The sequence below is a fragment of the Variovorax sp. W2I14 genome (assembly GCF_050435205.1).
Lineage (GTDB): Bacteria > Pseudomonadota > Gammaproteobacteria > Burkholderiales > Burkholderiaceae_C > Variovorax > Variovorax paradoxus_C.
Window position 1 is genome coordinate 6,107,530 of the sequence record NZ_JBNDJX010000001.1, and the last position, 16,982, is coordinate 6,124,511.

Sequence of the window (16,982 nt, forward strand, 5' to 3'; positions counted from 1 at the left end):
GTCTAGTAACTACGTTACCGACCTTCACTTAAGCCCCTTAGGAGCACCAGTGAACAGTCCGAGTGCGCGGTTCGAATTACCCGTAACGCATACCTCTGCGGAAGGACCCGTGCCGTTGGTCTGCCTGCCCGACACCTCGTTGAGCCGCAACAGCACGCTCGCGAGGCCGCCGATATTGAAGCCCTCACTCACGCGCATTCGGTCTCCGCTGCTTTCTCAGCGGCGCGCTTGACCCGTGCAGTGAAGGCGAGATAGCTCTCGCCTTGCCCCACCGAGAACGCCGCTTCGTCCCATGCAGTGAGGCCGAGGGCGCACGCCTTCGCATCGATGCCGCTGCGCGTCTGGTCCCACGCAACATCAGAAAAATCTGGACTCGCGCCGATCTCCTCTGCTTCCCGCACCAGGCGCTTCACGATGCCAAGCAGGTATGCCATCCCTTTCGGCGGACTTGCCTCGACGCAGACCTCCGCGGCCCCCTCAAAGATCTCCACGCCGACACCTGCCTCGACCAGATCGCGCAACTTCGGATCCGACGGGTTCACGTCAGTCACGCCCTTTGCCCGGATGGCCTTGCAAACAGCAGCCACTTTCTTTGACGTCCGGGCTTCACGCTCTGCACTGGCCATCGCGTCCGGCGTCGTTCCTTCCGCCGCGCTCTCCCCCTCAACTGTGGATGCAGCGATAGACGGGCCTCGATGACTGCGAGAGGCTTCGCCACCATTGGCCGCATTCCCAGTCTCGCGCTCCCGCTGCCGACGTTTTCTTTCCGCGCCTCCCTCGTCTTCGCGCTCCCTCTTGGGCTGACGCCGCTCCCAAGCCACCAGACGGCCGGTGTCTTTGGCGATCAGCCCCTTGTCCTGCATGAGTCCGTAGACCCGCTGCGCGACACCTTCCTCCACCTCGAGGTAAAAGTCCATCGATTCGAAATCCGGCACCCCGGGATTGCCGCGATCCTCGGACGTGCTCGCCGCCTCCAGCAGATGGACCCAGATGGCGACCACCTGCGCCATGGACACGCCAGCCTTCTTGGCGATCAACCCGAGCTTCGGATCGGTGACCGTCCCGTGATGCCATCTGAACCAATGCATATCCGCCATGACGCGTCAGACCTCCGATGCCTGCGTCTCGGTGAGCTTGGGGGATCGTGCATTCACGCCATTCGCCGAGTCGACCTGCTCGACGATCCAGGCATCGATGGACGACTTGAGCCACACCGTGCATCGCCGGCCCAAGGACACGCTGCGCGGAAATTTCCCGGCTGACATGCGCGCATAGATCGCGCTCTTCTTCAGACACACGCGACGCTCGACCTCCTGGATGCGGAGAAAGCGATCTCCTGGCGCTGCTTTGAGGACGGGTGGGGCTTGCATGTGGACAGTTTCGGAATTGAACATGGAGCGAGGATCGCGCAGTAAAGCTGACATCGACAAGGCACGCGATGTCACCTCGACACCATCTCCAGATCGGCTGCGCAACGGTCTTCAGGCACCTGCGCTTCGCGTTCGACCGCCTCCTTGACGCGCCGCAAATACGCCGGCCAGTGCTCGTGATCGGGACCGAGGTTGAACTCCCGCCACCGCCCGATGCCAAGCGCTTCGGCCTTGGCCTCGATGCTGGCCCGGCTTTGGTCCCAGGCAGCCTGCGGCAGACCCGGTCGCTCGCCGATGTCCACAGCCTCCCGCAACTGGCGCTCCACAATGCCAAGCAGGTATTCCGCGCCCTTGGCGGGGTGCGCCCTGGTGCAAATCTCGGCGGCCTGCTCGAAGGTCTCCACGCCGACGCCTTTGTCGATCAGCGCGCGCAGCTTCGGATGCGACGGGCTCACATCGGTCACTCCCTTGGCCCTGATTGCCCGGCAGACGGTTCCCGCTTTCGTGGGAGTTTTCGATTCTTCGCCCCCCACTTCCCCCGCTTGCGGGGGGTAGGGGGGTGTTTTCTTATCTTCTCTCCTCTCCTCTCCTCTGGGTGTGACTTGGCGGGACGTGGCGTGACATGGCGTGACATGACCGGATTCGGTGTGACCTGCGCTTGCGCCAGCCGTCACGCCCGAGGCTTCTCGCTCCCGTTGTTTGCGCTTTCTGTCCGCGCTGGTCTCGTCCTCGCGTTCACGCTTGGGCTGCCGCCTTTCCCACGCGGCAAGGCGTCCTGTGTCGCTGTCGATCAAGGCCCGGTCCTGCATGAGCCCATAGACGCGCTGTGTGCTGCCTTCTTGGACCCCGAGGGCGAAGTCGATGGATTCGAAGTCCGGTGTGCCCGGATGGCCGCGCTCCTCGGACGCGCTGGCCGCCTCCAGCAAGTACGCCCAGATCGCGATGACCTCGGCCACAGACGCACCCGCCTTCTTCGCGATCAATCCGAATTTCGGATCGGTGACCGTCCCGTGATGCCACCGGAACCAATGCATGTCTGCCATGGCGCTCAACCCCTCCGCGCTTGCTCTGCGCCATGGGTCCCAGGCGAGACTGCCAGGGTATTGGCCCTCTCGATCTGCTCGTCGATCCATCCGTCGATGGAAGACTTCAGCCACACTGTGCATCGACGGCCCAACGAGATGCTTCGCGGGAATGCGCCGGTCGCCATGCGCGCGTAGATCGCGCTCTTCTTCAGACACACGCGGCGCTCGACCTCTTGAATCCTGAGAAAGCAGTCGCCTGGCGCGACTTTGAGAGGGGTTGGCGACGCCATGCGGACGGTTTCGGAAGTGAACATGGGATGAGGATCACCGAGAGAAGGTGACATTGAGGAGGCCCAAGATGTCATCACCGGCTCCTTATCCATGGCGGCGTGCGCTGTCCAGCGCATCGCATTGGCGCTCGATCTGAGCGCCGAGAAGTCCCAGCGAAACCGACATGAGCCGTTCCAGCGCGCCGCGGTGGCATGCGTTAAAGAAGGGCGCAGGGCTCGCATCGGAACAAGCCGCTTCGCGCCGGTCTTCGTCCCAGGAAAGCAGTTGGGCGAGCATGTGGGTGCCTTGCACCACGTCGCGCGCGTCGTTCAAAAATTCGGCGAGCCGTTGCTGGGGCAGGCTCAGCCCTTCCCCTCGAACCCATTCGAAGGGCTTGAATTGAGCGGTGGGGCGATAGCTCGCGAAAGAGCAGCCTGCGTCGGCGCCAGCGTGAGAAGAGTCGGCCATGGGGCCTCCAAGGATTGCGGTTTGCTACAACCGCCGTCCTCTCTTCCAAAAGAGGGCGGCAGCTCGAACGGGTTGGAAGACCGGGCAATCCTTGCGGAAACCGGCAGGGCTCGCGCCCTCCCATTCGAGCCGCCAAAAAATGGAGCGCGAACGAAAAAGCCGCAGACCATGTGCGGTGACTGCGGCTTTCGTCGCAGGATTGCAGCGGGCTTCCAAACCCGACCTCGCTCATCACGAGGCGAGTGAACTTTAAGCGCTCTCGGCTGTTCCCGTCAAGCCGCGCGCAGCTTCACCACGTCAGCACCACGGCGCAATTCATCGAGGTAGTCGGCCCACTTCTGCATCATCGAAAAACGTTCCACGCGAAACTCTGTGCGGTTGTAGGCGCGGCCGAGACTGTCTTTGACGGCGTGCGCGAGCTGCGCCTCGATCACCGACTCGTCGACGTTGAGGCGCTCCGCCAGGATGGTGCGTGCGGTCGCGCGGAACCCGTGGGCGGTTACCTCGTCTTTGCCGAAGCCCATCGCACGCAACGCGGCGTTGATCGCCGCATCGCTCATGGGGCGCTCGTGGCTGCGCTCGCCGGTGAACACGTAGGCGCTGCGCCCCGTGAGCGGGTGCAGGTCGCGCAATGCTTCGACCGCCTGCGTTGCCAGGGGCACTAAGTGAGGCGCCCCATGCAACTTGCCAACCTTCTTCCGCTTCATGCGTGCGGCGGGCACGGTCCACAGCCCGGCGTCGAGGTCGATCTCTTCCCACTTCGCATGGCGCAACTCGCCCGGACGCAGCAAGATCATCGGGGCCAACTTCAGGGCAGTCCGCACAACGTGCGTCCCCTTGTAGCCATCGCATGCGCGCAGCAGCTCGCCCAGGCGCTTGGGGTCGGTGATGGCCGGAAAGTGCTGCACGAGCGGTTTGCGCAAGGCGTCCTTCAGGTCACGGGCCGGATTGCTCGTGGCGCGGCCGGTGGCGACGGCGAAGCGGAAGACTTGGCCGCAGTTCTCCAGCGCGCGGTGGGCGGTTTCGACCACGCCGCGAGACTCGATGCGACGGATGACCGTGAGCAGCTCAGGCGGATCAATCTTCGCGATGGGGCGCGTGCCGATGTAGGGGAACACATCGTTCTCCAGCCGGCCGATGATCTTGACGCCGTAGCTCTCGGCCCAGTCGGCGCGGCGCACCTCGTACCACTCGCGCGCGACGTGCTCGAAGCTGTCGAGCACAGGCAGGCCGGCCTCGGCGCGCGCCGTCGCTTCACGGGCCTGGACATGCGCCGCACGCACGGCCTTTCTGGCCTCGCTGGGGTCGATGCCTTGGGCCACCTTCCTGCGAGCGTCCTCGGCGCGCTCGCGTGCCAGACCGATGCCGATGGTGGGGTAGGTGCCGAGCGAGAGCGTTTTGCGCTTGCCGGTGATGCTGTAGTCGAAGCGCCATCCGTGGGCGCCGCCGTTCACGAAGAGCAGGATGTAGAGGCCGTCGCCGTCAGAAATGCGCCTGCGCGGATCGCCGGGTTTGATGGATCGGAGAGAGGTGTCGGAACCGATTAGATTTCGTGGCATAACAGTTTTTCGGGTGCAGTAAGTGATGCAGTAACTCAAGATCACACCCGAACAAAATTCTAGAGCTGGCGCGGCTTACAAGGGATCTTTCGACGGAGCCCCAGGCCACCAAATTCCTATCCACGCATGTCTAGCGTGGACTCAAGCCCTAAGCGTTATCAGCGACTTAGGGCTTTTTTGTTTCTCGCGCTTGCTGCTGTCTCTGGCTAACTCTCATCGACGAGGGATAACTGAGGGCTATCCAGAAACAAGGTGCGACATGCGCTTCCAATCCCCTGGAGGTCGCATCAAGTGGGTCCCACCGCCGGAGCGCTTCCACGGCATCGATGAGGCCGAGCCGCATGGCCTGCTACACCATCGCGAATCCGCCCGACGCACCAATCGTTTGCCCCGTGATGAACAAGGCGCGCTCAGACGCAAGAAAGGCGACCAGCCCGGAGATGTCCTCGGGCCGCGACAACCGTCCCACGCCCTTCGAGATGGGATAGACGTTCAGCATCTTCCCCAGCCGTTCGTCGTTCTCCACCGTCGCGTGGATGTTGAGCGGCCCGTCCTTGATGCCCGCATGCGACACGGCGCCGAGCGCGACCGAATTCACCGTGATCGCATGCCGACCATGCTCGCGCGCCAGCGCCTTGCCGAAGCCTGCGATCGCGGCCTTGGCGCCCGAATACACGGCCATGTTGGCCTCGCCGATGCGCCCGGCTTCCGAGATGATGTTGACGATGCGTCCGTGCTTGCGGCCGACCATGCCCGGCAGCACGGCGCGGCAGCAGTGCATGGTGCCGTAGACATTGAGGTTGACGATCTTGGCCCAGTCGAGCGTGGGCATGTCGAGAAAGGGCGGCGTGCGTCCGCCTTTCTCGCGGCGCTCGGGAATGATGCCGGCATTGTTCACCAGCACGGTCACGGGTGCGTCGAAGTGCTGCGTGCCCTTGGCGACCATGGCGTCGACTTCGTCCGCCTGCGTGATGTCGGCCGGCGCGGCGAGCGCCTGGCCGCCGGCGTCGGTGATCTCTTTCGCCACCGCTTGCGCGCGGTCCGGGAACAGGTCGTTGACGATGACGCGCGCGCCTTCGGCAGCGAGCTCGATGCAGATCTGCCGGCCCACGCCCTGGCCGCCGCCGGTCACCAGCGCGACCTGGCCTTCCAATCCGAGTTTCATGTGTTGTTCCTTGAGGGTTGTCGTTCAAAAAATTGGAAAGGGTTCAGCGCCCGGTGAACACCGGCTTGCGCTTCTCGACGAACGCCCGCATGCCTTCCTTGCGGTCCTCGCTGTCGATGATCATGGCGGCCGCGTAGCGCTCGTACTCGAGGCCCGAGTCGAGGTCGGTCTGCATGCCGCGGTTGATGGCGCGCTTGGCGAAGCGCACCGCCAGCGGCGGGTGCTCGGCGATGCGCTGCGCGAGGGCGAAGGCCTCGGGCATCAGGTCGGCCTGCGGCAGCACGCGGCTCACGATGCCATAGCGCAGCGCGGTCTCGGCATCGACGAGGTCGGCGGTGAGGATCAGCTCCTTGGCGCGCGCCTCGCCGATCAGCCGCGGCAGGCGCTGCGTGCCGCCTGCGGCCGGTATCACGCCGAGCTTGATCTCGGGCAGGCCGAAGCGCGCTGTCTCCGACGCGATGCGGATGTCGCAGCACAGCGCAATCTCCAGGCCACCGCCCAGTGCCACGCCGTTGATGGCGGCGATCACGGGTTTCTCGAACTCCTCGATGTTGCGGAACAGGTCGTGCGTGGCTTTCTGGGCGACGAAGTACGCGGTGCCGGTCGCCTGGCTGCCGGCGCGCTCCTTGATGTCGGCGCCGGCGCAGAAGGCGCGGTCGCCGCTGCCGGTGACGAGCACCGCGCGCACGCGGTCGTCGGCACGGGCGTACTCGAAGAAGGCGCGCGCGAGGTCGGGCTTCATCGAGCCGCCGAGCGTGTTCATTCGGTCCGGGCGGTTGAGCGTGACGATGGCGACGTTGTCGCGCACCTCGTACTGCAGCGTTTCCAGCGGGGGAGGGGTCTGGGTGGTCATGGGTGTGATGTCTTCCTGTGTCGTGTGCATTCAGGCCTGCGCCGCGGACAGCACGTGCGCAATGGCCACCGAGCCGAGGCCGATCATGTGGGCCATGCCCCAGCGCGCATTCGGGTGCTGGCGGCCTTCGGCCTCGCCGCGGATCTGGCGCGTGATCTCCGCGATCTGTCCGATGCCGGTCGGCCCGAGCGGATGGCCCATGCCGATCAGCCCGCCCGAGGCATTGATGGCGCAGCGCCCGCCGATCTGCGAGTCGCCGCGTTCGAGGTACGCCGCGCCTTCGCCAGGCGCGCACACGCCGACCGCTTCGCTGTAGAGCAGTTCTTCCACGGAGAACGCGTCGTGCAGTTCGAGCAGGTCGAGTTGCGTGGCGCCGATGCCGGCGGCTTCCAGCGCGGCCTGCGCGCTGCTGCGCACGAGGTCGATCGGGCCCTGGCCGTAGGTGGTTTCGTCGCGCTCGCTGTTGGCGAACGAGGCGCGCACGCGCACGCAGCGCTTCGGGTCCAGGCCCAGGCGCTTGAGCGCGCGGCCCGACACCAGCAGCGTGGCCGCCGCGCCTTCGCCGCGCGGGCAGCATTGCTGCACGGTGAGATCGCCCACGACCTTCGGCGAGGCGAGCACCTGTTCGAGCGTGCGCGGCTTGCGGAACTGCGCGTACGGGTTGCGCGAGGCGTTGGCGTGGTTCTTCACCGCGACCTTCGCCATCGACGCCATGCCGGCGCCGCGTTCGCGCAGATAGCTGCGCGCCATCAGCGCGAACTTCACGGCCGGGATGGTGGCGGTGTCGCTCAGGCGTTCGAGGCCGTCCTTGTTGGCGGCGCGGCGGCCGTCGCCGTGCTTGTCGACGCCCATGGCCAGCACCACGTCGCTGATGCCGTGCGCCACTTCCATGCAGGCCTGGCGAAAGGCGAAGGAGCCCGAGGCCGAGGCGTTCTCCACCTGCGTGACCGAGAGGCCCGTCGAACCCAGGTGGCGGAACATCACGCGGCCCGCGGCCATGCCGATGGAGGTGGTGCCGACATACGCGCTTTGCACCTGCTTCCAGTCCAGCCCCGCATCGACCAGCGCACCGCGCACCGCCGTGAGCCCGAGGTGGGTGTAGGGCGTGTCGCTCGGGAACTGGTAGGGATGCAGGCCGATGCCCGCGACGTAGACACCGTCGCTGCCGTCGAGCCAGTGGCTGTTGGTGTTGTTCATCGCGCGGCCTCCTGTGCAGGCACGAACGCGCAGCCGTAACTGTCGCCCGATGCCTGCGGTACGGCCACCGCCCGCAAGGTCATGCCGGGGTGCAGCGCGCTTTCGTCACCGACGGCGATCACGCCTTCTTCCACCACCTGTTCGGCGATGCGGATGTCGCCCGCGATGCTCGGCGCAGGCATGCCCGGAACGAGCGGCACATGCAGCGTCACGTACGCGAGCAGCGTGCCGCCCCCGGGTCGTGCCACCTGTTCGGCATCGGCCGTCGGGTGGCCGCAGTGCATGCAGCCCGGCGCATTGGCTGGAAAGCTCAACCCGTGGCAGGCGGGGCACTGGGCAAAGAGAAAGTCGAGCGAGCGGCCGTCGGCGGCCAGCCGGTAGAGCGAAGGCCGCTGCGGCTTCATCGAAGTCAGGTCTTGGGTCATGTGTGTGAAGCGGATGAAGGGAAAACGCAGGGTCATTCCAGTTTTGCGCCGGACGCCTGGACGACGTCGCGCCAGCGGACCATTTCCGTCTTGACGAACTCGCCGAGCTTCGCGTCGCGCAGTTCCTTGAGCGGCACGCTGCCGAACTTCTCGGTCGCCTGCAGCATCTCGGGGTCGACGATGGCCTGCGCGATCGCGTCGGCCAGGCGCTTGGCGATCTCGGGCGGTGTCTTGGCGGGCAGGAAGACCGCGCTCCAGGCGCTCGATTCGGCCTTGGGAAAACCAAGCTCGCCCACGGCCGGAATGTCGGGCGCGGCGGTGAGCCGGCCCTTGCCGGTCACGGCCAGCGGCTTGAGCTTGCCGGCCTTGACGAAGGGCATCACGACCACGGGGTAGTCGAACATCAGGTCGAGGTTGCCGGCCATCAGGTCGGTGAGGGCGGGGCTGCTGCCCTTGTAGGGCACGTGGGTCATCTTGGTGCCGGTGGCGACCTGGAACAGCTCCGCCGTCAGGTGCGTGCCGGTGCCCGGGCCGGCCGAGCCGAAGTTGAGCTTGCCGGGGTGGGCCTTGGCGTAGGCGATGAGTTCCGGCACCGTCTTGAAGGGCCGCGAGGGGTTGATCACCAGGATCAGCGGCGTCTCCGACATCGCGTGCACCGGCACGAAGTCTTTCACCGGGTCATAGCGGATGTTCTTGTACAGCGCGAGGTTGGCGGCCTGCGTGCCCTGGGTGCCGTAGATCATGGTGTAGCCGTCGGGCGGCTGGCGCGAGGCCGCTTCCACGCCGATCGAGCCGCCGGCGCCCGGCCGGTTGTCGACCACCACGGGCTGGCCCAGCTTCTCGCCCAGGATCTTCGCCAGCAGCCGCGAGGTGTTGTCCGTGATGCCCCCGGGCGTGAACGGCACGACGAAGGTGATCGGCCGTGTCGGCCAGGCCTCGCCGGCCGCGTGCGCGGCGTTCATTCCCAGCGTTCCCAGCGTCGCGGCCGCGGTGCAAACGCTGCCGAGCGCCCGTTTCCAGAACTTGTCCATGCATGTCTCCAGTTGGTTTTTGGTCTCTTATTTCTACGAGTAATCGCAATATACTTCGATTACTCGTAGAAAAACAAGAGAGGATGTGCCGATGAATTTTGGTGGCCGAGGCGAGAAACTTCGAGACCAAGAGGGAAACGTTCCCTCATCGCTCCGTTAATATTCGTGCTTGTCTACGAAATATCGGAGGAAATATGCCGACACTTGTCCCTGCCGCCGCCCGCACCATGTCCTTGCTCGAACTGTTTGCCCGCGAGAAGCGAGAGCTGTCCAACTCGGACCTCGCGCGGCTCATGGACCTGCCCGAGAGCAGTTGCTCCGACCTGCTGCACACGCTGCATGAGCTCGGCTATTTGCTGCGCACCGCGCGCAGCCGGCGCTTCTATCCAACGGCGCGGCTGCTGTCGGTGGCCAGGGAAATCTCTTCGAGCGATCCGCTCTATGCGGTGGCCTCCGAAGCCTCCGAGCTGCTGCGCGACAAGACCGGCGAGACCGGCCTGTGCGGCCGCGTGGAAGGGGGCGTGGTCAAGGTGCTGGCCTTCACCGAAGGGCGGCATCCGCTGCGCTACATGCAGAACGTCGGCGACAAGCTGAGCCTGCACGTGTCGGCGCTGGGCAAGGCCATCCTGGCGCTCGGCACACCCGAGGAAGCCGCGCGGCAACTGCGGCTCAAGCCGCTGCGCAAGATCGCCGAAGGCACCATCGTCGACCTCGCCGTGCTCGAAGCGCAGGTCGAGCAGGCGCGCGCGCAGGGCTGGATCTGGGTCGAGAACGAGGGCGGCGACGGCCTCTCGGCGCTCGCCGTCGGGGGCTACGTGGGCGGCGAGCCCATGGCGCTCTCGGTGGCCGGCCCCACCGACCGCTTGCGCCAGCAGCGCGAAGCTTTTCTTGCGGCCCTGCAGGAAGTGCAGGCCCTCGTTTTTCGTCCACGCAACGCCAAGGACCCTGCCGCGCCGTAGCGCGAGCGGGGCGCGGCGGGCGCTCTTTTTCTTCCCAACCTCCAGGAGACTCTCGATGAATTTCACCCCCGACGCCGACCAGGCACTGCTGCGCGACAGCATTCGCCGCTTCATGAAAAGCGAGGTGACGCCCCTCATCGCGAAGCACGACGTCGAGAAGACTTTTCCTTTCGAGATCCTGAAGGGCCTGGCGCAGTTCGGCTACATCGGCGGGCGGCTGCCGGAGTCCGAAGGCGGCATGGACATGGACCAGCTCACCTGGGCCCTGCTGATGGAAGAGGCCGGCTACGCCTGGCTGTCGCTGCGCACCATGCTCAACATCACGAACGGCCCGATCCACAAGATCGCGTCGGAAGGCACGCCCGAGCAGAAGGAGCGCTTCCTGAAGCCGCTGCTGGCCTCGCAGCGTCGCTGCTTCACCGCCATCAGCGAGCCCGGCACGGGCTCCAACATCGCGCAGGTCCAGACCCGCGCCGACCTGAAGGACGACCACTACGTGCTCAGCGGCCGCAAGCTGTGGATCACCAACGGCGCCTTCGCCGATTTCGGCATCGTGGTCGCGCGCACCTTCAGTCCCGATTGCCAGGGGCAGCTGTCGACCTTCCTGGTCGAGCGCGAGGTCTCGCCCTACGAGGTGCGCCGCGTCGACACCATGGTGCTGCGCAGCACCGGCACCGCCGAGCTGAACTTCGACAACGTGAAGGTGCCGCGCGCCAACCTGCTCGGCGAAGAGGGCAGCGCGCTCAAGCGCATGCTCGTGGGGCTCGACAGCGCGCGCGTCAACATCGCCATGGGCGCGGTCGGCGCGGCGCAGTCGGCGCTCGACCTGTCGATCGACTACGCGCGCACGCGCACCCAGTTCGGCAAGCCCATCGGCAGCTTCCAGCTGGTGCAGAAGCTCATCGTCGACATGACGGTGCGCGTGGAGGCCGCGCGCGCACTCGGCCTGCGCGCCGCCGCCGCGCTCGATGCGCAGCACGATGCGCGCATGGCCTGCTCCATCGCCAAGCTGTACGCCACCGAGGCGGCGCACGAGGTGGCGAGCATGGCGCTGCAGGTGCACGGCGGCCTGGGCTACTCGACCGACTACCCGATCGAGCGCATCTTCCGCGACACCCGCGGCGGCACCATCCCCGAAGGCACGACCGAGGTGCAGACGCTGATCGTCGGGCGCGAGATCCTCGGCATCTCGGCCATCGCGTGACGCGGCGAGGAACACGCACCATGGAGACACCCACCCACGACACCCCGGCCGACCTGTCGCGCCTCATCAACCCGCGTTCCATCGCACTCGTCGGCGCGTCCGACCGCGAAGGCAGCATCGGCGAACGCACGCTCACCAACCTGATCACGCACTCGGCGTTCGGCGGCGAGGTCTTCCTCGTCAACCCGACCAGGCCCGAGATCCGTGGCCGCCGCTGCTGGCCCAGCGTGGCCGCGCTGCCCGGCACGCCCGACGTGGCCGTGGTCGCCGTGCCTGCGAGCGGCGTGCTCACCGTCATCGAGGAATGCGCCGCGCGCGGCGTGGCCTTCGCGGTCATCCTGAGCTCGGGCTTCGGCGAAGCCGGCGCCGAGGGCGAGCGCGAACAGCAGCGCATGAAGGAGATCGCCGAGCGCAGCGGCCTGCGCCTGTACGGCCCCAACTGCCCGGGCCTCACCAACGTCAACGGGCGCCTGGGCCTGACCTTCTCGCCCTCGTTCCCGCACGACCTGGTGCAGGGCCCCATCGGCCTGGCCACGCAGGGCGGCGGCCTCGGGCGCAACGTGATGCAGGCCATGGAGCGCGGCATCGGCATCGGCCTGTGGGCCTCGACCGGCAACGAGGTCGACCTGCAGGTGGCCGACTTCATCCACTACATGGCGGACGCGCCCGACATCAAGGTCATCGTCACCTTGCTCGAAGGCATCAAGGACGGCCCGAAGTTCGTGGCGGCGGTGCAGCGCGCGGCAGCCAACGGCAAGCCGGTGATCGGGCTGAAGGTCGGCAAGTCGGAGTACGGCCGGCGCGCGGCGCAGTCGCACACCGCCTCGCTCACGGGCTCGGCCGAGGTCAACAGCGCCGTGTTCCGCCAGTTCGGCGTGATCGAGGTCGACGACATCGACGAACTGGTCGACACCGCCTGGCTGTTCGCGCGCGCCATGCCGGGCGCGCAGGACGCACTGGGCATCTATTGCTCGTCGGGCGGCACCGCGGCGCTCGCGGCCGACGCGGTGGGCTCGGCCGGGCTCACGCTCGCCACGTTCACGCCCGAGACCACGGCGGTGCTGCGCGCCAAGCTGCCGGCCTACGCCGCCATCGACAACCCGGTCGACACCACCGCCATGGTGCTGAGCGACAAGACCGTGGTGGAAACCACGCTCGGCTGCGTGGCCAACGACGCGAACCTGGGCCTGACCATCGTGCCCATCGCGCTCGACTACGGCGAGACGACCACGCGCATGGCCGACAACATCATCAATGCGCAAAAGGGCTGCGCGGCACCCATCGTGCCGATCTGGATGAGCGACCGCCTCGGCGAGGGCTACCAGCGGCTCGTGGCTGCAGGGTTCGCTCCTCCGCGCTCCGTGGGCAAGGCGATTTCGGCCATCCAGCGCTGGGTGGACTACGGCCGCTGGAAGCGCGCGAACCCCGACATCCAGCCGGTCGCGCTGCCGCCGCTCGCCGCACCGCTGGGCGAAGGCGCCACGCGCAGCCTCTCTGAAGCGCAGGCCAAGCAATTGCTGCGCGACGCGGGCATCGCCTTGCTGCCGAACGCGCTGGCAACGACCGCCGACGAGGCGCGCGCACTGGCCGATCGCATGGGCTACCCCGTGGTCGCGAAGATCGCGAGCCAGCAGATCGTGCACAAGTCCGACATCGGCGGCGTGCAGGTCGGCCTGCAGGATGCGGCACAGGTGGCCGCGGCGTGGCGCGACATCATGGCCGCTGTGGCGAAGCACCAGCCCGAGGCCGCCATCGACGGCCTGCTGATCGAGAAGATGGCGCCGCGCGGCGGTGTCGAACTGATGATCGGCGTGACGCGCGACCCGGTGTTCGGCCATGTGATGACCTTCGGCCTCGGCGGCATCTATGTCGAGATCTTCCGCGACGTCACGCGCCGGCTGCTGCCCATCGGCCCGCGCGACGCGGCGGCGATGGTGCGCGAGATGCGCTGCTTTCCGCTGCTCGACGGCGCGCGCGGCCGGCCCGCCGCCGACGTGGCCGCGCTCGAAGCGCTGCTCGTTCGCATCTCCGACTTCGTGGTGCGGCACGCCGATCGCATCGAGGAGATGGACCTGAACCCGGTCTGGGTCGGCGCGAAGGGCGAAGGCGCGATGCCGCTCGATGCCGTGATCATCGAGCGCGTGGAGCAGGGCGCATGAGTGCGGCGAGCGTGCCGCAGCCGCCGCTGGCCGGCATCACCGTCGTCGATTTCAGCGAACTGCTGCCCGGCCCCTTCTTCACGCAGAGCCTGGCCGAGCTGGGCGCGCGCGTGGTCAAGATCGAGCGTCCGCCCGGTGGCGACAACGTGCGCCGCATGGGCCCCGGTGTGTTCGAGGCGGTCAACCGCGGCAAGCAGAGCCTGCTGGCCGACCTGAAGGACGACGCGCAGCGCGCCGAGGTGCGTGCGCTCATCGCCACCGCCGACGTGGTGGTCGAGTCGTACCGGCCCGGCGTGATGGCGCGCCTGGGGCTCGATGCGGCCAGCTTGCGGGCCGACTTCCCGCGTCTCGTGTACGTGTCGCTGAGCGGCTATGGGCAGACCGGGCCATGGGCCGACCTGCCGGGCCACGACATCAACTATCTCGCCGCGGCCGGTGTGCTGGCCGTGTCGGGCGTGCCCGATGGCGGGCCGGCGCAGAGCTTCGGCCTGCCGGTGGCGGACCTGTGCGGCGCGATGTATGCGCTGTCGTCCACGCTCGCCGCGCTGTACCAGCGCCAGCACACGGGCCAGGGGCAGCACCTGGACGTGGCGCTGGCCGACTGCGCACTGCACTGGATGAACCCGCGCGTCGGCGCCTGGCGCGAGGCCGGCGCGCACAGCCTCGAGGCGCAACGCGAGGCCACGCTGGTCAAGCCCGCCTACGGTGCGTTCGCGTGCCGCGACGGGCGGCATGTGTCCATCGCCGCGCTCGAAGATCACTTCTGGGCCCGCCTGTGCGAGGCACTCGACCTGGCGCCCTACAACGGCGAAGCCTTCCGCGCAATGAAGGCGCGCAAGCCCGTGGCAGGCGCCATCAACGCCCGCATCGCCGAGGTGCTCGCGGATCGCGACGCGGACGAGGTCTTCGCACTGCTGCAAAAACACGACGTGCCTGCGGCGCCGGTGGTCGAGCCCTCGCGCGTGGCCGCATTGCCGCAGTTCGCGCAGCGCGGCAAGTTCGAGGCCGGCGGCGTACTGCCCGTGGCACGGTACCCGGTGCCCATGGCCGGCGTGCAACCCGGCCGGCTCGGCGGCGCGCCGGCCCTCGACAGCGCGCGGAACTGACGCCGTGGCGCCGGTCTTCAGAACGCGCATCACCGAGCTGTTCGGCATTGCGCACCCGATCCTGGGCGGCGGCCTGATGTGGCTTTCGGACGCGGACTACGTCGCCGCGCTCGTCAACGCCGGCTGCATGGGCTTCATCACGCCGCGTTCATTCGACAGCGACGAAGACTTTGCCAGGGCGTTGGTGCGCTGCGCATCGCTGACCGGCGGCAAGCCCTTCGGCGTGAACCTCACGCTGTCGAGCCGCCCCGAGGCCAATGCGGCGGTGCGGCGCTGGCTCGACATCGCATTGGCGCACGGCGTGCGCTTATTCGAGACGGCCGGCTACGCGCCGACGGAACTCATCGGCACGCTGCACGAGGCCGGTGCCGTCGTGCTGCACAAGGCGCCGAGCATCCGCCACGCGCTCTCGGCCGAACGTGCGGGGGCCGATGCGGTCGCGCTCATCGGCATGGAAGAGGGCGGCCACCCCGGCACCAACGAACTGCCCACCATGCTGATGGGCGCGTTGGCCGTCGAACAGTTTCGCGTGCCCGTCGTGCTGGGCGGTGGCATCGGGCACGGGCGGCAACTGGCCGCCGTGCTCGCGCAGGGCCACGAGGGCGTGATGATGGGCAGCCGCTTCCTGGTGTGCGAGGAGATCGGCGCGCACCGTCGCTACAAGGAGCACCTGCTCGGCTGCGACGAGCATTCCACCGTGCGCCTGCTGCACACGCTGGGCAACACCTGGCGCGTGCTGCGCAACGACACCGCACGGCGCATCGACGACATCGAGCGTGCCGGCGCGGCCGACCACGCGGCCTTCGGCGATCTGATCAGCGGCCGCACGGCGCGCGATCACTGCTACGCGAACGGCGACTGGCAGCGCGGCATGCTGTCGCTCGGCCCGTCCATTGCGTTCGCGCAGCGCATCGAACCCTTGTCGGCCATCGTGGCCCAGCTGCTCGGCGAAGCGCGCACAGCGCTCGGTCGGCTTTCTTCACTCCAACAGGTTCCGGCATGACCAGGCAGCGATTGCCTTTTCTGGACCGCCTCACGGTGCCGGTCATCGCGGCGCCGATGCTTCGCGTGTCGGGCATCGAACTGGTATCGGCGGCGTGCCGGGCCGGCGTGGTCGGCGCCTTTCCGACCGCCAACTGTGCCTCGCTCGAGGAGTTCGACGCCTGGCTGCGGCGGCTGAACGCCGAGGCCGAAGCGGCGGGCGGGAACCACGCGCCGTACTGCCCCAACCTCATCATGCGGCGCGACCCGGCGAAGGTGAGGGCCGAGGTCGAGATCATCGTTCGCCACCGGGCCGAAGTGGTGATCACCAGCGTCGGCTCGCCCGCCTCGGTGATTCCCGCGCTGCACGACGGCGGCTGCCTTGTCCTCGCCGACGTGGCCTCGCTGCACCACGCCGAGCGCGCCCTCGAGGCCGGCGTGGACGGCCTGGTGCTGCTGACGGCGGGTGCCGGGGGGCACACCGGTTGGGTCAACCCGTTCGCATTCGTGCGCGCGGTGCGGGCGCTGTTCGACGGGCCGATCGTGCTGGCCGGAGGCCTGTCGGACGGCGTCGCGCTGAAGGCGGCCGCGGTGCTCGGCTGTGACCTCGGCTCCATGGGCACGCGCTTCATCGCGACGCGCGAGAGCCTCGGCTCCGTGCCTTACAAGCAGATGCTGGCGCGGAGTTCGCTGGACGACGTGATGACCACGCGTGCATTCACCGGGCTGCCGGCGAACTTCCTCCGGCCTTCCGTCGTGCAGGCGGGGCTGGACCCTGCAGAGCTCGACGAGGCCGTGTCCGTGCAGGAAGCCCGAAGCCGTTTCGGCGGCGGCTCCGAGGGCGCGACGATCCAGCGCTGGGCCGATCTCTGGAGCGCGGGGCACTCGGTCTCCGGCGTATCGACCGTGCCGTCGGTTGCCGAGCTGGTGGCGACGCTCAGCGCGGAGTTTGCCGGCGCCTGGTGAGTGTTCAGCCGGGCCTGGTGCCCGTCGGAATCCAAAAATACTGAAATCTTCTTTGCCGACGTGCTTCGCCAGATGATTGGGCGCGAGCCGTGATGCTTGTCCCGGAGAAGCTGGAGCTCACGGCGCCGCAAGCTGTGGCACCTGCTTGCTGCGCCGACCTGAAGCCGGGCAGCCGTTCTCGCGAACTCACCGCTCACCAGTTCGAACATGCGCAGGCGTGCTTGGTCTATTTGGGTTTCGAAAG

Annotated in this window: 17 protein-coding genes; 6 read left to right on the forward strand and 11 right to left on the reverse strand. The window is 67.5% G+C overall.

Annotated features, from left to right (window positions below; genetic code table 11):
• Nucleotides 1-188 precede the first annotated feature (188 nt).
• From QF040_RS28510 to QF040_RS28560, 11 genes are all read right to left on the reverse strand, one after another.
• Nucleotides 189-1,097 (reverse strand): hypothetical protein, encoded by a 909-nt coding sequence (locus QF040_RS28510; protein WP_429613753.1) that lies wholly within the window; start codon nucleotides 1,095-1,097, stop codon nucleotides 189-191.
• A gap of 6 nt (nucleotides 1,098-1,103) precedes the next feature.
• Nucleotides 1,104-1,370, reverse strand: a complete 267-nt coding sequence (locus QF040_RS28515) for a helix-turn-helix transcriptional regulator (protein ID WP_240531431.1) — start codon at nucleotides 1,368-1,370, stop codon at nucleotides 1,104-1,106.
• Nucleotides 1,371-1,441: 71 nt separating this feature from the next.
• A complete protein-coding gene (locus QF040_RS28520) occupies nucleotides 1,442-2,413 on the reverse strand; it encodes a hypothetical protein (RefSeq protein ID WP_429613754.1) in 972 nt (323 codons plus the stop codon).
• A 5-nt stretch (nucleotides 2,414-2,418) separates the two neighbouring features.
• Entirely contained in the window at nucleotides 2,419-2,709 is a 291-nt protein-coding gene (locus QF040_RS28525; protein ID WP_429613755.1) for a helix-turn-helix transcriptional regulator, read from the reverse strand.
• 61 nt (nucleotides 2,710-2,770) lie between these two features.
• Nucleotides 2,771-3,133 (reverse strand): hypothetical protein, encoded by a 363-nt coding sequence (locus QF040_RS28530; protein WP_429613756.1) that lies wholly within the window; start codon nucleotides 3,131-3,133, stop codon nucleotides 2,771-2,773.
• 272 nt (nucleotides 3,134-3,405) lie between these two features.
• On the reverse strand, nucleotides 3,406-4,692 hold the full coding sequence (locus tag QF040_RS28535) for a tyrosine-type recombinase/integrase (RefSeq protein WP_429614704.1): 1,287 nt from the start codon (nucleotides 4,690-4,692) through the stop codon (nucleotides 3,406-3,408).
• Between the two features lie 349 nt (nucleotides 4,693-5,041).
• Entirely contained in the window at nucleotides 5,042-5,857 is an 816-nt protein-coding gene (locus QF040_RS28540; protein ID WP_429613757.1) for an SDR family NAD(P)-dependent oxidoreductase, read from the reverse strand.
• A 43-nt stretch (nucleotides 5,858-5,900) separates the two neighbouring features.
• On the reverse strand, nucleotides 5,901-6,710 hold the full coding sequence (locus QF040_RS28545; RefSeq protein WP_429613758.1) for an enoyl-CoA hydratase/isomerase family protein: 810 nt from the start codon (nucleotides 6,708-6,710) through the stop codon (nucleotides 5,901-5,903).
• A 30-nt stretch (nucleotides 6,711-6,740) separates the two neighbouring features.
• Nucleotides 6,741-7,907, reverse strand: a complete 1,167-nt coding sequence (locus tag QF040_RS28550) for a thiolase family protein (RefSeq protein ID WP_429613759.1) — start codon at nucleotides 7,905-7,907, stop codon at nucleotides 6,741-6,743.
• Nucleotides 7,904-8,332 (reverse strand): Zn-ribbon domain-containing OB-fold protein, encoded by a 429-nt coding sequence (locus tag QF040_RS28555; RefSeq protein WP_429613760.1) that lies wholly within the window; start codon nucleotides 8,330-8,332, stop codon nucleotides 7,904-7,906. The genes QF040_RS28550 and QF040_RS28555 overlap by 4 nt, the downstream gene beginning before the upstream one ends.
• 32 nt (nucleotides 8,333-8,364) lie before the next feature.
• The gene (locus QF040_RS28560) at nucleotides 8,365-9,363 is read right to left on the reverse strand and encodes a Bug family tripartite tricarboxylate transporter substrate binding protein (RefSeq protein ID WP_429613761.1); all 999 of its coding nucleotides are present in this window, start codon (nucleotides 9,361-9,363) and stop codon (nucleotides 8,365-8,367) included.
• A gap of 194 nt (nucleotides 9,364-9,557) precedes the next feature.
• On the opposite strand from QF040_RS28560, the gene QF040_RS28565 reads away from it, so the two are divergent.
• Genes QF040_RS28565 through QF040_RS28590 form a run of 6 tightly spaced genes read left to right on the forward strand, consistent with a single transcriptional unit; the run spans nucleotide 9,558 to nucleotide 16,738 of the window.
• Nucleotides 9,558-10,322: an IclR family transcriptional regulator gene (locus QF040_RS28565; protein ID WP_429613762.1), complete on the forward strand. Its 765-nt coding sequence runs from the start codon at nucleotides 9,558-9,560 to the stop codon at nucleotides 10,320-10,322.
• A gap of 55 nt (nucleotides 10,323-10,377) precedes the next feature.
• Nucleotides 10,378-11,526, forward strand: a complete 1,149-nt coding sequence (locus tag QF040_RS28570; protein ID WP_319429274.1) for an acyl-CoA dehydrogenase family protein — start codon at nucleotides 10,378-10,380, stop codon at nucleotides 11,524-11,526.
• 20 nt (nucleotides 11,527-11,546) lie between these two features.
• Nucleotides 11,547-13,685 (forward strand): acetate--CoA ligase family protein, encoded by a 2,139-nt coding sequence (locus tag QF040_RS28575; protein WP_429613763.1) that lies wholly within the window; start codon nucleotides 11,547-11,549, stop codon nucleotides 13,683-13,685.
• The gene (locus QF040_RS28580) at nucleotides 13,682-14,791 is read left to right on the forward strand and encodes a CaiB/BaiF CoA transferase family protein (protein ID WP_429613764.1); all 1,110 of its coding nucleotides are present in this window, start codon (nucleotides 13,682-13,684) and stop codon (nucleotides 14,789-14,791) included. The genes QF040_RS28575 and QF040_RS28580 overlap by 4 nt, the downstream gene beginning before the upstream one ends.
• Before the next feature lie 4 nt (nucleotides 14,792-14,795).
• Complete coding sequence (locus tag QF040_RS28585) at nucleotides 14,796-15,794, forward strand: NAD(P)H-dependent flavin oxidoreductase (RefSeq protein ID WP_429613765.1); 999 nt, start codon at nucleotides 14,796-14,798, stop codon at nucleotides 15,792-15,794.
• Nucleotides 15,791-16,738 (forward strand): NAD(P)H-dependent flavin oxidoreductase, encoded by a 948-nt coding sequence (locus QF040_RS28590; protein ID WP_429613766.1) that lies wholly within the window; start codon nucleotides 15,791-15,793, stop codon nucleotides 16,736-16,738. Before QF040_RS28585 ends, QF040_RS28590 begins: the two co-directional genes overlap by 4 nt.
• The last annotated feature ends 244 nt before the right edge of the window (nucleotides 16,739-16,982 follow it).